The sequence below is a fragment of the Morganella morganii genome, from assembly GCF_019242955.1.
GTDB lineage: Bacteria > Pseudomonadota > Gammaproteobacteria > Enterobacterales > Enterobacteriaceae > Morganella > Morganella sibonii.
The window spans coordinates 293,333-309,020 of record NZ_CP066129.1; the positions used below are offsets into that span (position 1 = coordinate 293,333).

A 15,688-nucleotide genomic window follows, 5' to 3' on the forward strand; every position below is an offset into this window, starting at 1 on the left:
CGGTGACGGCTGCAAGGACTCTCTGGCGTGATCTGCTGTGCGGTATGTCCTGTAACTGTTGCAAAACTTATGGAGAAAAGGATGAAATCACTGTTTAAAGCGACTGTTGTCGCAACCTCGCTGGCAATGACATTAGGTATGTCACAGGCTTATGCGGATACCGCGCCGAAAAAAGAAGAAGTAAAACTGAACAGCGCATTTAAAACCGCAAGTCAGCAGAATGCTTATGCGCTGGGGGCGTCACTGGGTCGTTATATGGAAAATGCCCTGAATGAGCAGAAATCCATTGGTCTGGATCTGGATCGTGACCAGATGATGGCGGGTGTTCAGGATGCATTCAGCAACAAAAGTAAGCTGAGTGATGAAGAGATCAACCAGACTCTGCGCGGTTTTGAAGAGCAGGTGAAAGGTGCCGCCCAGGAAAAAATGGCACGTGAGGCCACTGAGAACAAAGCAGCCGGTGATAAATACCGTGCGACATTCGCCAAAGAAAAAGGCGTGGAAAAAACCAAAAGCGGTGTGCTTTACAAATCTGAGAAAAACGGTAACGGTGCATCTCCGAAAGAAACTGACAGCGTTGTCGTTCACTATAAAGGCGCATTAATCGACGGCACTCAGTTTGACAGCTCTTACGATCGTAACGAGCCGCTGACTATCCGTCTGGACAGCGTGATTAAAGGCTGGGCCGAAGGTCTGAAGCAGATGAAAAAAGGCGGTAAAGCCAAACTGGTTATCCCGCCGGAAGCCGCTTACGGCACCGATGGTGTTCCGGGTATCCCTGCAAACTCAACCCTGGTCTTTGACGTTGAGTTACTGGATATCAAACCAGCAGCCAAATAAGCCCTGCTGATACCGGAAACTGACAAAACCCGCACTTTTCTGTGCGGGTTTTTGTTTCCGCGGCGATCAGGATTATGAAAAATTTGCAAAACATCCGTGTTTTTTTGTATTTTTTACCAGAATTTGATCACCTCAGGCGCAAAACGGCCTGTTTTTCGCTATAACTTAACCTGCGGGTATCTGCACAGAACCGGAAGCCCGTCATTTGCAGCTTTCCTGCACCCGGTAAATACGGGTATATAATTGATACATGATGACAGGGTAATCCTCCTGCAGTGAAAGATTACAGATGAGTAAAACCAACGACGTTCACACGTTACAAAGAGTGGTGTATTAAATGTCTAACCCAGTATTATTTAATGACAATGATTCAGATTACATCGTAAATCATCCGTTTACTGAAACGGATTATGAAATTCTGAAATCCTATGAGGCGGCCGTTGATGGTCTGGCGCTGCTCATCGGTGAGCACTGTGAAATCGTTCTCCACTCACTGGAAGACCTGAAGCGCTCAGCGGTGAAGATCGCAAACGGTCACCATACCGGCCGTAAAGTCGGTTCCCCGATCACAGACCTGGCGCTGCGTATGCTGCACGACATTACTGATGAAGACTGCAGCACGTCGAAAGCCTATTTTACCCGGGCGAAAACCGGGGCACTGATGAAATCGCTGACTATTGCTATCCGCAATAAGTCACGCCGTATCATCGGGTTATTGTGTATCAACATGAACTTGGATGTGCCTTTTTCTCAGGTCGTTCAGACCTTCATCCCGAAAGAACTGGCAGAAGAAACGTCCAATGTAAACTTCGCCTCTTCCGTTGAAGACCTGGTGGCACAGACGCTGGAACAGACAATCGAAGAAGTGAATGCCGACCGCAATGTGGCAAACAACGCGAAGAACAAACAAGTGGTGCTGAACCTGTACGAGAAAGGGATATTTGATATCAAAGATGCCATCAACCTTGTTGCTGTGCGTCTGAATATCTCCAAACACACGGTTTATCTCTACATCCGCCAGTTTAAAAACGGCGAGTAAGGCAGCACGGAGCAATGACACCGTTATCTTACTGCCTGCTGGTTACCGGCCCTGCCTACGGCACACAGCGTGCCGGCAGCGCGTTGTTGTTTGCCCGGCATGTGATTGCGGCCGGACACCGGATTCAGTGTGTGTTTTTTTTACCGTGAAGGGGTCAGCAACGCTAATGTGCTGACATCACCGGCCGGGGACGAAACCGATATGGTGCGTCAGTGGCAGCAGCTTGCCCGTGACAACGATATTCAGCTTGCGGTTTGTGTGGCGGCGGCACTGCGCCGTGGTGTCACTGATGCTGCTCAGGCGGCATCGCTGCAACTGGCTGCGGCTAATCTGGCGGACGGGTTCGCCCTCAGCGGTCTGGGCACGCTGGCGGAAGCCATGGTGACCTGTGACCGTGTTATCCAGTTTTAGGGAGATCCGGTGAAACGTATTGCCTTTGTTTTCAGAAGTGCGCCTCACGGCAGCAGCGGTGGCCGGGAAGGGCTGGATGCGCTGCTGGCAACCAGTAATTATACGGAAGGGGTCGCGGCCTTTTTTGTGTCGGACGGGGTGTTACAGTTATTACCGGAACAAACACCGGCAAATATTCTCGCCCGTGATTATATTTCCACCTTCAAAGTCCTGCCGCTTTACGATATTGAAGAGTGCTACTGCTGCACAGAAGATATGGCCGCACGGGGATTGTCCCCGGAGACACCGTATATTCTGCCGGTGACCTGTCTGAGTGCGGCGGAACTGGCGCGGAAACTGGCGGCATTTGACGCTGTGGTGTCATTTTGATCTACATACGGTGAGCAAGATGCTATATACTGTCAGCCAATCGCCATTTCGTACTGATATCCAATCATTACTGAATCTGTTATCCCCTGAGGATGACATCCTTTTTACCGAAGATGGCGTAATCGCAGCAACGGAAGGTAACCCGTTGTTGCAGGCGCTTATTCAGTCGGGTCATATTCCCTGTGTGCTGCGGGAGGATGCCGAAGCACGCGGTTTATTACCGTTCCTTTCGGGCAAAGTGAGAATCACAGACTATACTGGTTTTGTGGCACTCACCGTCACACACACGCAACATTTTGCGTGGGAATAGCAAATATCATTGTATATTTCTTGACACCCTGTTGCGTCAGCAATAAAATTTCGCGTCCTCGTGTTTTGTCTTTGACAGATACGAGGCACAAATCCGTGTTTACGAAGCAAAAAACCAGGAGCTTTTTTTATAATGGCAACGATTAATCAGCTGGTTCGCAAATCCCGTAGCTCGAAAGTTGTGAAAAGCAACGTTCCTGCACTGGAAGCCTGCCCGCAAAAACGTGGCGTATGTACCCGTGTATATACCACCACACCTAAAAAACCTAACTCAGCACTGCGTAAAGTATGCCGTGTACGTTTAACCAACGGTTTTGAAGTTTCTTCATACATCGGTGGTGAAGGTCATAACCTGCAGGAACACAGCGTGATCCTGATCCGCGGTGGTCGTGTTAAAGACTTACCGGGTGTTCGCTACCACACTGTTCGCGGCGCACTGGACTGTTCCGGTGTTAAAGACCGTAAACAAGCTCGTTCTAAGTACGGTGTGAAGAAGCCAAAAGCTTAATGGTTCTCCGTTAAGTAAGGCCAAACATTTATCGCATTAATGTCAAATAAACTCATTGAGTTTTGGACAACCCTGAATTAACAACGGAGTATTTCCATGCCACGTCGTCGTGTAATTGGTCAACGTAAAATTCTGCCAGATCCTAAGTTCGGATCAGAGCTGCTGGCCAAATTTGTAAATATCCTGATGGTAGACGGTAAAAAATCTACCGCAGAATCAATCGTATATACCGCGCTTGAGACCCTGGCTCAGCGTTCAGGTAAAGATCACCTGGAAGCATTCGAAACCGCACTGGATAACGTGCGTCCGACTGTCGAAGTTAAGTCCCGCCGTGTTGGTGGTTCTACTTACCAGGTACCGGTTGAAGTTCGTCCGGTCCGTCGTAATGCATTAGCAATGCGCTGGATCGTTGAAGCTGCCCGTAAACGCGGTGATAAGTCCATGGCTCTGCGCCTGGCAAATGAATTATCCGATGCAGCTGAAAACAAAGGCACTGCCGTTAAGAAACGTGAAGACGTTCACCGTATGGCAGAAGCTAACAAGGCGTTCGCACACTACCGTTGGTAATCAAACCGTAGTGAATTGTGTATAGGGTAGCCGTAAGGCTGCCCGACCAAATTAAACGAACGTCCAAGAGAGAGGAAAAAATGGCTCGTCAAACACCCATTTCACGTTACCGTAATATCGGTATCAGTGCACATATCGACGCCGGTAAAACCACCACAACAGAACGTATTCTGTTTTATACAGGTGTGAACCATAAAATTGGTGAGACCCACGAAGGTTCAGCAACGATGGACTGGATGGAGCAGGAACAAGAGCGTGGTATTACTATCACCTCCGCAGCAACCACTGCGTTCTGGTCTGGTATGGGTAAACAATTTGAACCACACCGCATCAACATCATCGACACCCCGGGGCACGTTGACTTCACAATCGAAGTAGAACGTTCTATGCGTGTTCTTGATGGTGCTGTAATGGTTTACTGTGCCGTTGGTGGTGTTCAGCCACAGTCTGAAACCGTATGGCGCCAGGCAAACAAATATCATGTACCTCGTATCGCGTTCGTTAACAAAATGGACCGTATGGGTGCAAACTTCCTGAAAGTTGTTGATCAGATCAAAACCCGCTTAGCGGCCAACCCGGTACCACTTCAGTTAGCTATCGGCGCTGAAGAGTCATTCACCGGTGTTGTTGACCTGGTTAAAATGAAAGCGATTCAGTGGAGTGAAGAAGACCAGGGCGTTACTTTCACTTACGAAGATATCCCGGCAAACATGCAGGAATTAGCTGCTGAATGGCACCAGAATCTGGTTGAAGCCGCAGCTGAAGCTTCTGAAGAGCTGATGGAAAAATATCTCGGCGGTGAAGAACTGACTGAAGCTGAAATCAAAACAGCATTACGTCAGCGCGTACTGGCTAACGAAATTATCCTGGTAACCTGTGGTTCTGCATTTAAGAACAAAGGTGTTCAGGCGATGCTGGATGCGGTTGTTGAGTACCTGCCATCTCCGACAGAAGTTCCTGCTATTAAAGGTATTCTGGACGACGGTAAAGATACTCCTGCTGAACGTCACTCTTCTGACGAAGATCCGTTTGCTGCGCTGGCATTTAAAATTGCAACCGACCCGTTTGTGGGTAACCTGACGTTCTTCCGCGTATACTCTGGTGTTGTTAACTCCGGTGATACCGTACTGAACCCGGTTAAATCCAAGAAAGAGCGTTTCGGTCGTATCGTTCAGATGCACGCTAACAAACGTGAAGAGATTAAAGAAGTTCGCGCTGGTGACATCGCGGCTGCTATCGGTCTGAAAGACGTCACTACTGGTGATACTCTGTGTGCGATTGATGCACCAATTATCCTGGAGCGTATGGAATTCCCTGAGCCGGTAATCTCTGTTGCAATTGAACCGAAAACCAAAGTTGACCAGGAAAAAATGGGTATCGCACTGGGCCGTCTGGCACAGGAAGACCCGTCATTCCGCGTATCAAGTGATGAAGAGACTAATCAGACTATCATCGCCGGTATGGGTGAATTACACCTGGACGTTCTGGTCGACCGTATGCGTCGTGAGTTCAAAGTTGAAGCGAACGTGGGTAAACCACAGGTAGCTTACCGCGAAGCAATCACTATGAAAGTGACTGATATCGAAGGTAAACACGCTAAACAGTCTGGTGGTCGTGGTCAGTATGGTCATGTTGTTATCGACATGTACCCGCTGAACAAGAAAGATGCTGACGGCATCAACATGGAATACGAATTTGTCAACGAAATCAAAGGTGGTGTGATTCCTGGTGAATACATCCCTGCGGTTGATAAAGGTATTCAGGAGCAGCTGAAATCTGGTCCGTTAGCAGGCTACCCTGTTGTGAACATGGGTGTTCGTCTGCATTACGGTTCATACCATGATGTTGACTCCTCTGAACTGGCGTTTAAACTGGCGGCATCTCTGGCGTTTAAAGACGGCTTCAAAAAAGCGAAACCAGTTCTGCTGGAACCAATCATGAAAGTTGAGGTGGAAACACCGGAAGACTACATGGGTGACGTCATTGGTGACCTGAACCGTCGTCGCGGTATGATTGAAGGTATGGATGACATGCCTACCGGTAAAATCGTCCGTGCGCAAGTGCCACTGTCTGAAATGTTTGGTTATGCAACTGACCTGCGTTCACAGACCCAGGGCCGTGCTTCTTACTCCATGGAATTCCTGAAGTATAATGAAGCACCAAACAACGTAGCTCAGGCTGTTATTGAAGCTCGTAATGCAAAATAATCGGTAATTTACCGGTTTAACTCGTTAATTTCAGTCCCTTCTCAGAATGAAGAAGGGACTCCATAAGGAATAGAGTCGTGTCTAAAGAAAAATTTGAACGTACGAAACCGCACGTTAACGTTGGTACTATCGGCCACGTTGACCACGGTAAAACTACCCTGACTGCTGCAATCACTACCGTTCTGGCAAAAACCTACGGTGGTAGCGCTCGTGCATTCGATCAAATCGATAACGCACCAGAAGAAAAAGCGCGTGGTATCACCATCTCTACTTCTCACGTAGAATACGATACCCCAAGCCGCCACTATGCGCACGTTGACTGCCCGGGGCACGCCGACTACGTTAAAAACATGATCACCGGTGCTGCTCAGATGGACGGCGCAATCCTGGTTGTTGCTGCAACTGATGGCCCTATGCCACAGACCCGTGAGCACATCCTGTTAGGTCGTCAGGTTGGCGTTCCTTACATCATCGTATTCCTGAACAAATGTGACATGGTTGATGATGAAGAGCTGCTGGAACTGGTTGAAATGGAAGTTCGTGAACTTCTGTCTCAGTACGATTTCCCTGGCGACGATACCCCAATCGTTCGCGGTTCAGCGCTGAAAGCACTGGAAGGCGAAGCAGAGTGGGAAGCGAAAATCGTTGAACTGGCTGGTTTCCTGGATTCTTACATCCCTGAGCCAGAGCGTGCAATTGACAAGCCGTTCCTGCTGCCAATCGAAGACGTATTCTCAATCTCCGGCCGTGGTACAGTTGTTACCGGTCGTGTTGAGCGCGGTATCGTTAAAGTGGGCGAAGAAGTTGAAATCGTGGGTATCAAAGACACGATCAAAACTACCTGTACCGGTGTTGAAATGTTCCGCAAACTGCTGGACGAAGGCCGTGCGGGTGAGAACGTCGGTGTTCTGCTGCGTGGTACTAAGCGTGAAGAAATCGAACGTGGTCAGGTACTGGCTAAACCAGGTTCAATCAAACCACACACCAAATTTGAATCAGAAGTTTATATTCTGAGCAAAGATGAAGGTGGTCGTCATACTCCGTTCTTCAAAGGCTACCGTCCTCAGTTCTACTTCCGTACAACTGACGTAACCGGTGCAATTGAACTGCCGGAAGGCGTGGAAATGGTTATGCCTGGTGATAACATCCAGATGCACGTAACCCTGATCCACCCAATCGCAATGGACGAAGGTCTGCGTTTCGCAATCCGTGAAGGCGGCCGTACCGTTGGCGCGGGTGTTGTAGCGAAAGTTCTGGGTTAATTACGGATGTAATAATCCTAAAAAGGGCATCAAATGATGCCCTTTTTCTGCGTTGTCTTATGAAGAACCTATCTCATCACTAGTTGATCATCAACTACTGGTGAGATAGGCTCTCACGCAACGAATGGTGAGTATCTCGAAGAATACGAAACTCATGCTGGATTATGACGCCAAGTCAGATACAATTGCATCTGTCCTTAATTTTGGTCTGATTTGTTTTGCAACTGCGAGGCAGTCCGGCTGACTTTTTTATTTCATGGTTACAGGTTGGTTTATGAGTGCGAATAGCGAAGCTCAACAAAACGGCCGTGGTGCTGACATTGCCAAATGGTTAGTGGTCGCAGTTCTGCTGATCGCTGCCATCGGCGGGAACTACTACTTCCGCGAATTTAATCTTGCGCTGCGTGCGCTGGCAGTCGTTGTCGTCATCGCATTAGCCGGTGGTATTGCACTGTGGACAACGAAAGGCAAAGCGACACTGACTTTTGCCCGCGAAGCACGGGTTGAAATGCGTAAAGTGATCTGGCCTACACGTCAGGAAACACTGCATACAACACTTATCGTTGCGGCTGTCACAGCAGTTATGTCGTTAGTGTTATGGGGCCTTGATGGTATCCTTGTCCGTCTTGTTTCCTATATAACATCCTTCTGAGGTTCTAAAGATGTCGGATTCTCCTAAAAAACGTTGGTATGTCATCCAGGCTTTCTCCGGATTTGAGAGCCGGGTTGCGCAGTCTCTGCGTGAACATATCAAAATCAACGGGATGGAAGATTCATTTGGCGAAGTCATGGTGCCAACGGAAGAAGTCGTCGAGATCCGCAGCGGTCAGCGCCGCAAAAGTGAGCGCAAATTCTTCCCGGGCTATGTCCTGGTTCAGATGGCGATGAACGATGCATCCTGGCATCTGGTACGTAATGTGCCGCGTGTAATGGGGTTCATCGGCGGTACATCCGATCGTCCCGCACCGATCAGCGATAAAGAAGTTGATGCGATTATGAACCGCCTGCAGCAGGTGGGTGATAAGCCGCGTCCGAAAACGCTGTTCGAACCGGGCGAAATGGTCCGCGTTTCCGATGGTCCGTTTGCAGACTTTAACGGTGTGGTTGAAGAAGTCGATTACGAAAAGAGCCGCCTGAAGGTATCAGTCTCTATTTTTGGTCGTGCAACACCGGTCGAACTGGATTTCAGTCAGGTCGAAAAACCGTAACGGTTTCTTTTCCGGACTTGCAAAGGGCGGGAAATTTATCTACAATTTCGCGCCTTTTGTTTTTCAGGGGTTCGCGTTTTCACGCGGGCCTGTATTCATAGGGGAGCCGGGATAACCGGCGCTATTACCCACATTGAGGATTTTTTAAATGGCTAAGAAAGTACAAGCCTATATCAAACTGCAGGTTGCAGCTGGTATGGCAAACCCTAGTCCACCGGTTGGTCCGGCACTGGGTCAGCAGGGTGTGAACATCATGGAATTCTGTAAAGCGTTTAACGCCAAAACAGACAGCATGGAAAAAGGTTTACCAATCCCGGTTGTTATTACCGTTTACGCTGACCGTTCTTTCACTTTCATCACTAAAACTCCGCCAGCGGCAGTTTTACTGAAGAAAGCTGCAGGTCTGAAATCTGGTTCCGGCAAACCGAACAAAGAGAAAGTAGGTAAAATTACTTCTGCTCAGGTTCGTGAGATTGCTGAGACTAAAGCAGCGGATATGACTGGTGCCGATGTAGAAGCTATGATGCGTTCTATCGAAGGTACTGCTCGTTCCATGGGCCTGGTAGTGGAGGGTTAATCGATGGCTAAACTGACCAAGCGCATGCGCAATATCCGTGAAAAAGTTGATGCTACCAAACAGTACGACATCAATGAAGCCGTAGCCCTGCTGAAAGAATTAGCAACTGCTAAATTCGTTGAAAGCGTTGACGTTGCTGTCAACCTGGGTATCGATGCACGTAAATCTGACCAAAACGTCCGCGGTGCAACTGTACTGCCGAACGGTACCGGTCGTTCTGTCCGCGTAGCTGTGTTCGCACAGGGCGCTAACGCTGAAGCTGCTAAAGCTGCAGGCGCAGAACTGGTTGGTATGGAAGACCTGGCTGACAAAATCAAAGCCGGCGAAATGGACTTCGACGTTGTTATCGCATCTCCGGATGCAATGCGCGTTGTTGGCCAATTAGGTCAGATCTTAGGGCCGCGCGGCCTGATGCCAAACCCGAAAGTAGGTACTGTAACTCCTAACGTTGCTGAAGCTGTGAACAACGCTAAAGCGGGTCAGGTTCGTTACCGTAACGATAAAAACGGGATCATCCACACTACCATCGGTAAAGTAGATTTCGATACTGATAAACTGAAAGAAAACCTGGAAGCTCTGCTGGTTGCGCTGAAAAAAGCAAAACCATCTTCAGCGAAAGGCGTGTACATCAAGAAAATCAGCCTGTCTACCACCATGGGTGCGGGTGTTGCAATCGACCAGTCTGGTCTGACTGCTGCTGCTTAATATCTGCTGATAATAAGCACTTTACATTGGGGTCAGGTTTCTGTAGAATCTGACGCCCAATGTTTGCTGTATTTGATTTGTGAAATTATCACAGGATCAGGAACAGCTCAGAATTTCGGTTGGAGCCCGGCCTTTTCCGGGCCCCGTCCAAGACCGCAGGTGTAAGTGATTACTTAATTTTCCTGCGTAGACGGTGACAGAGCCACAAGAATTTTATTCGAGTATTCTGCTCACCGTGTTTTAGCGCTCTCCACCTTCCGGTGCTGAGTGAAGTGAGTTCCGGGGTTGTATACCCGGCTAAACCAGGAGCAAGAAGCTAATGGCATTAAATCTTCAAGACAAACAAGCGATTGTTGCTGAAGTCAGCGAAGTTGCCAAAGGCGCGCTGTCTGCAGTTGTCGCGGATTCCCGTGGTGTAACTGTAGATAAAATGACCGGTCTGCGTAAAGCATGTCGTGAAGCTGGCGTTACTGTACGTGTAGTACGTAACACCCTGCTGCGTCGTGCTGTTGAAGGTACCTCTTCTGAGTGCCTGAAAGACGTATTCGTCGGTCCTACCTTGATTGCATTTTCTCATGAACATCCGGGCGCTGCTGCTCGTCTGTTCAAAGAATTCGCGAAAGCGAACCCTGCATTCGAGATTAAAGCCGCAGCCTTTGAAGGTGAGTTAATTGCAGCGAAAGATATCGATCGTTTAGCAACACTCCCGACTTACGAAGAAGCAATCGCGCGCCTGATGGCAACCATGAAAGAAGCCTCTGCAGGCAAACTGGTTCGCACTCTGGCAGCGTTACGCGATCAGAAAGAAGCAGCTTAATTGCCCTTTCTTTTCTTCGTTGCTTTTTAACGTATAAACTTATTCTGAATTTTAGGAACATATCGTATGTCTATCACTAAAGAACAAATCCTGGACGCAGTTGCTGAAATGTCTGTAATGGACGTTGTTGAACTGATCACCATGATGGAAGAAAAATTCGGCGTTTCTGCTGCTGCTGCTGTAGCAGTTGCTGCGGGTCCTGCTGAAGCTGCTGAAGAGAAAACTGAGTTCGACGTTATTCTGAAAGCTGCCGGCGCTAACAAAGTTGCAGTAATCAAAGCTGTTCGCGGCGCAACTGGTCTGGGCCTGAAAGAAGCTAAAGATTTAGTTGAAAGCGCACCTGCTGCACTGAAAGAAGGTGTGAGCAAAGATGAAGCTGAAACTCTGAAAAAATCTCTGGAAGAAGCTGGCGCAGAAGTTGAAGTTAAATAAGCCACTTTTTGCAGTAGCAGCCTGAAAATGGCTGATGGCTGGTGACTTATTGGTCACCAGCCTTTTTGCGCTAATGCGCATGCGTGTGTTTTCGGGGTAACAGTTGTGTTATCTGACACCCGCAAACTCTCCGAATACTTTTTGCTATTGACGACTTAATATACTGTGTTTATGACTGCGATTCGCTCGGGTAGCTCGGTAGTCAGCAGCGCAATGAAATGATTTAAGAGTAATAGCAATGGGTATTAACAGAAAATGTTCAATTTTCTGTCCAAATTAGATAGTTGTAGCGACTGTCCGTTAATACGGGCAGGCCGGGTCACTGATCAAGCGAGCTGAGGAACCCTATGGTTTACTCCTATACCGAGAAGAAACGTATTCGTAAGGATTTTGGTAAACGTCCGCAAGTGCTGGATGTACCTTATCTCCTTTCTATCCAGCTGGATTCATTCCAGAAATTCATTGAACTCGATCCGGACGGTCAGAACGGCCTGGAAGCCGCGTTCCGTTCCGTTTTCCCGATTCAGAGCTACAGTGGTAATGCTGAACTGCAATATGTCAGCTTCCGTCTGGGTGAGCCGGTATTTGACGTTAAAGAATGTCAGATCCGCGGCGTTACCTTTTCCGCACCGCTGCGCGTAAAACTGCGTCTGGTTGTTTACGAGCGTGAAGCACCGGAAGGCACAGTTAAAGATATTAAAGAACAGGAAGTTTACATGGGCGAGATTCCGCTCATGACCGAAAACGGAACGTTCGTTATCAACGGTACTGAGCGTGTTATCGTTTCTCAGTTACACCGCAGCCCGGGCGTGTTCTTTGACAGTGACAAAGGTAAAACACACTCTTCCGGTAAAGTGCTGTATAACGCACGTATTATTCCTTACCGTGGTTCATGGCTGGACTTCGAATTCGATCCGAAAGACAACTTATTTGTCCGTATTGACCGCCGCCGTAAATTACCGGCATCGATCATTCTGCGTGCGATGAATTTCAGCACCGAAGACATTCTGAATCTGTTCTTCGAGAAGACCACCTTTGAAATCCGCAATAATAAACTGACCATGACCCTCATTCCTGAGCGTCTGCGTGGTGAAACCGCATCCTTCGATATCGAAGCGAACGGTAAAGTTTATATTGAGAAAGGCCGTCGTATCACTGCCCGTCATATCCGTCAGCTGGAAAAAGACGAAGTCAGCCAGATTGAAGTTCCTGTTGAATATATCGCAGGCAAAGTGGTTGCACGTGATTACATCGATGAAGCGACCGGTGAATTAATTTGTGCAGCGAACATGGAAATGTCACTGGATCTGCTGGCGCGTCTGAGCCAGTCCGGTCACAAAACCATTGAAACGCTGTTCACCAACGACCTGGATCACGGCGCCTACATGTCAGAAACCCTGCGTGTGGACCCGACCAACGATCGTTTAAGCGCACTGGTGGAAATCTACCGTATGATGCGTCCTGGTGAGCCGCCAACCCGCGAAGCTGCTGAAAACCTGTTCGAGAACCTGTTCTTCTCTGAAGATCGTTACGATCTGTCTGCGGTCGGCCGCATGAAGTTCAACCGTTCACTGGGTCGTGATGACTCTGACGGTACCGGTATCCTGAGCCAGCAGGACATTACTGATGTCATGAAGAAACTCATCGACATCCGTAACGGCCGTGGTGAAGTGGATGATATCGACCACTTAGGTAACCGTCGTATCCGTTCTGTCGGTGAAATGGCAGAAAACCAGTTCCGTGTGGGTCTGGTCCGTGTTGAGCGTGCGGTGAAAGAGCGTCTGTCCCTGGGTGATCTGGATAACCTGATGCCTCAGGATATGATCAACGCCAAGCCGATTTCTGCTGCCGTTAAAGAGTTCTTTGGTTCCAGCCAGCTGTCCCAGTTTATGGACCAGAACAACCCGCTGTCAGAAATCACGCACAAACGCCGTATCTCAGCATTAGGCCCGGGTGGTCTGACCCGTGAGCGTGCCGGCTTCGAAGTACGAGACGTTCACCCGACTCACTACGGCCGCGTATGTCCTATCGAGACCCCTGAAGGTCCGAACATCGGTCTGATCAACTCCTTATCTGTTTATGCACAGACTAACGAATATGGTTTCCTGGAAACCCCGTACCGTTTAGTGCGTGACGATGTTGTTACCGATGAAATTCATTACCTGTCTGCAATCGAAGAAGGCAACTTCATCATTGCACAGGCAAACACCGTATTAGATGACGATGGACACTTCGTTGATGAACTGATCACCTGCCGTAACAAAGGTGAATCCAGCTTATTCAGCCGTGATCAGGTTCAGTACATGGACGTTTCCACCCAGCAGGTGGTTTCTGTCGGTGCATCCCTGATCCCGTTCCTGGAACACGATGACGCCAACCGTGCATTGATGGGTGCGAACATGCAACGTCAGGCGGTTCCGACTCTGCGCGCTGATAAGCCGCTGGTTGGTACCGGTATGGAACGTGCGGTAGCGGTTGACTCCGGTGTTACAGCCGTAGCCAAACGCGGCGGTATGGTTCAGTACGTTGACGCATCACGTATCGTTATCAAGGTTAATGAAGATGAAATGTATGCCGGCGAAGCGGGCATCGACATCTACAGCCTGACCAAATATACCCGTTCTAACCAGAACACCTGTATCAACCAGACTCCTTGCGTATCGCTGGGTGAGCCGGTTGAACGCGGTGATGTGCTGGCTGATGGTCCGTCAACTGACCTCGGCGAACTGGCACTGGGTCAGAACATGCGCGTGGCATTCATGCCATGGAACGGTTACAACTTCGAAGACTCCATCCTCGTATCCGAGCGTGTTGTTCAGGAAGACCGTTTCACCACTATCCACATCCAGGAACTGGCTTGTGTGTCCCGTGACACCAAACTGGGGCCTGAAGAGATCACCGCCGACATCCCTAACGTGGGTGAAGCAGCGCTCTCCAAACTGGATGAATCCGGTATCGTGTATATCGGTGCGGAAGTGAAAGGCGGCGACATTCTGGTCGGTAAAGTGACACCTAAAGGTGAAACACAGTTAACCCCGGAAGAGAAACTGCTGCGTGCTATCTTCGGTGAAAAAGCGTCAGATGTGAAAGATTCATCTCTGCGCGTACCGAACGGTGTTTCCGGTACTGTTATCGACGTCCAGGTCTTTACCCGCGATGGCGTGGAAAAAGACAAGCGTGCTCTCGAAATCGAAGAGATGCAGCTGCGTGACGCGAAGAAAGACCTGACCGAAGAGCTCCAGATTCTGGAAGCCGGTCTGTTCAGCCGTATCCGTTCCGTTCTGATCAACGGCGGCATGGAAGCTGACAAACTGGACAAACTGCCGCGCGAGCGCTGGTTAGAACTGGCTCTGACTGATGAAGAAAAACAAAATCAGTTAGAACAGCTGGCAGAGCAGTATGACGAACTGAAATCTGAGTTCGCCAAGAAACTGGAAGCGAAACGCCGCAAAATCACTCAGGGCGATGATCTGGCACCGGGCGTGCTGAAAATCGTTAAAGTGTATCTGGCTGTTAAACGTCAGATCCAGCCTGGTGATAAAATGGCGGGTCGTCACGGTAACAAAGGGGTTATCTCTAAAATTAACCCTATCGAAGATATGCCATACGATGAAAAAGGTAACCCTGTTGACATCGTACTGAACCCGCTGGGCGTACCATCGCGTATGAACATCGGTCAGATTCTGGAAACCCACCTGGGTATGGCTGCGAAAGGCATCGGTGACAAAATCAACCAGATGATCAAAGAGCAGCAGGAAGTCGCGAAATTACGTGAATTCATCCAGAAAGCCTATGACCTGGGTAACGACCCGCGTCAGAAAGTGGATCTGAACACCTTCAGTGATGAAGAAGTTCTGCGCCTGGCGGACAACCTGAAAAAAGGTATGCCGACAGCGACACCAGTATTTGATGGTGCTAAAGAGCAGGAAATCAAAGCATTACTGACTCTGGGTGGCTTACCGACTTCCGGTCAGATCACACTGTTTGATGGCCGTACCGGCGAGCAGTTCGAGCGTCAGGTTACCGTCGGCTATATGTACATGCTGAAACTGAACCACCTGGTTGATGACAAGATGCATGCACGTTCTACCGGTTCTTACAGCCTGGTTACCCAGCAGCCGCTGGGTGGTAAGGCGCAGTTCGGTGGTCAGCGTTTCGGGGAGATGGAAGTGTGGGCACTGGAAGCATACGGTGCAGCTTACACCCTCCAGGAGATGCTGACTGTGAAATCGGATGACGTTAACGGTCGTACGAAGATGTACAAAAACATCGTCGACGGCAGTCATCAGATGGAGCCGGGAATGCCGGAATCTTTCAACGTATTGCTGAAAGAAATCCGTTCCCTCGGTATCAATATCGAGCTGGAAGACGAGTAATTACCGTTGTGGCTGCCCGTGGTACACGGGCAGCACCAGTAAATCTGGTTTAAGGGACAGA

At 49.1% G+C, this 15,688-nt stretch carries 15 protein-coding genes and 1 pseudogene; all 16 read left to right on the forward strand.

Features of this window, described 5'->3' with window-relative positions; translation table 11 throughout:
• Window positions 1-81 precede the first annotated feature (81 nt).
• The 16 genes and pseudogenes from fkpA to rpoB all read left to right on the forward strand — a co-directional run bounded on the left by fkpA (window position 82) and on the right by rpoB (window position 15,627).
• Entirely contained in the window at window positions 82-840 is a 759-nt protein-coding gene (gene fkpA / locus JC793_RS01310; RefSeq protein WP_218427243.1) for an FKBP-type peptidyl-prolyl cis-trans isomerase, read from the forward strand.
• A 337-nt stretch (window positions 841-1,177) separates the two neighbouring features.
• A complete protein-coding gene (locus JC793_RS01315) occupies window positions 1,178-1,879 on the forward strand; it encodes a helix-turn-helix transcriptional regulator (RefSeq protein ID WP_046894370.1) in 702 nt (233 codons plus the stop codon).
• 14 nt (window positions 1,880-1,893) lie between these two features.
• A pseudogene (gene tusD, locus JC793_RS01320) lies at window positions 1,894-2,290 on the forward strand (sulfurtransferase complex subunit TusD).
• Window positions 2,291-2,299: 9 nt separating this feature from the next.
• On the forward strand, window positions 2,300-2,659 hold the full coding sequence (gene tusC / locus JC793_RS01325; protein WP_052927228.1) for a sulfurtransferase complex subunit TusC: 360 nt from the start codon (window positions 2,300-2,302) through the stop codon (window positions 2,657-2,659).
• Window positions 2,660-2,678: 19 nt separating this feature from the next.
• Window positions 2,679-2,969, forward strand: coding sequence for a sulfurtransferase complex subunit TusB (tusB, locus tag JC793_RS01330; protein WP_025154801.1), 291 nt, complete (start codon window positions 2,679-2,681; stop codon window positions 2,967-2,969).
• 132 nt (window positions 2,970-3,101) lie between these two features.
• On the forward strand, window positions 3,102-3,476 hold the full coding sequence (gene rpsL / locus JC793_RS01335) for a 30S ribosomal protein S12 (RefSeq protein ID WP_004236497.1): 375 nt from the start codon (window positions 3,102-3,104) through the stop codon (window positions 3,474-3,476).
• A 96-nt stretch (window positions 3,477-3,572) separates the two neighbouring features.
• On the forward strand, window positions 3,573-4,043 hold the full coding sequence (gene rpsG, locus JC793_RS01340; RefSeq protein ID WP_107680779.1) for a 30S ribosomal protein S7: 471 nt from the start codon (window positions 3,573-3,575) through the stop codon (window positions 4,041-4,043).
• Between the two features lie 80 nt (window positions 4,044-4,123).
• Complete coding sequence (fusA, locus tag JC793_RS01345) at window positions 4,124-6,250, forward strand: elongation factor G (protein ID WP_218427245.1); 2,127 nt, start codon at window positions 4,124-4,126, stop codon at window positions 6,248-6,250.
• A gap of 77 nt (window positions 6,251-6,327) precedes the next feature.
• The gene (tuf, locus tag JC793_RS01350; protein WP_166706867.1) at window positions 6,328-7,512 is read left to right on the forward strand and encodes an elongation factor Tu; all 1,185 of its coding nucleotides are present in this window, start codon (window positions 6,328-6,330) and stop codon (window positions 7,510-7,512) included.
• Between the two features lie 274 nt (window positions 7,513-7,786).
• Window positions 7,787-8,164 (forward strand): preprotein translocase subunit SecE, encoded by a 378-nt coding sequence (secE, locus tag JC793_RS01355; protein WP_004238482.1) that lies wholly within the window; start codon window positions 7,787-7,789, stop codon window positions 8,162-8,164.
• Window positions 8,165-8,174: 10 nt separating this feature from the next.
• A complete protein-coding gene (nusG, locus tag JC793_RS01360; RefSeq protein ID WP_004238483.1) occupies window positions 8,175-8,720 on the forward strand; it encodes a transcription termination/antitermination protein NusG in 546 nt (181 codons plus the stop codon).
• A gap of 148 nt (window positions 8,721-8,868) precedes the next feature.
• A complete protein-coding gene (rplK, locus tag JC793_RS01365) occupies window positions 8,869-9,297 on the forward strand; it encodes a 50S ribosomal protein L11 (protein ID WP_004238484.1) in 429 nt (142 codons plus the stop codon).
• Window positions 9,298-9,300: 3 nt separating this feature from the next.
• The gene (gene rplA, locus JC793_RS01370; RefSeq protein WP_046893914.1) at window positions 9,301-10,002 is read left to right on the forward strand and encodes a 50S ribosomal protein L1; all 702 of its coding nucleotides are present in this window, start codon (window positions 9,301-9,303) and stop codon (window positions 10,000-10,002) included.
• A 319-nt stretch (window positions 10,003-10,321) separates the two neighbouring features.
• Window positions 10,322-10,819: a 50S ribosomal protein L10 gene (gene rplJ, locus JC793_RS01375; protein WP_004242307.1), complete on the forward strand. Its 498-nt coding sequence runs from the start codon at window positions 10,322-10,324 to the stop codon at window positions 10,817-10,819.
• 66 nt (window positions 10,820-10,885) lie between these two features.
• A complete protein-coding gene (gene rplL / locus JC793_RS01380; RefSeq protein WP_004242306.1) occupies window positions 10,886-11,251 on the forward strand; it encodes a 50S ribosomal protein L7/L12 in 366 nt (121 codons plus the stop codon).
• 347 nt (window positions 11,252-11,598) lie between these two features.
• Window positions 11,599-15,627, forward strand: a complete 4,029-nt coding sequence (gene rpoB, locus JC793_RS01385) for a DNA-directed RNA polymerase subunit beta (RefSeq protein ID WP_107680700.1) — start codon at window positions 11,599-11,601, stop codon at window positions 15,625-15,627.
• The last annotated feature ends 61 nt before the right edge of the window (window positions 15,628-15,688 follow it).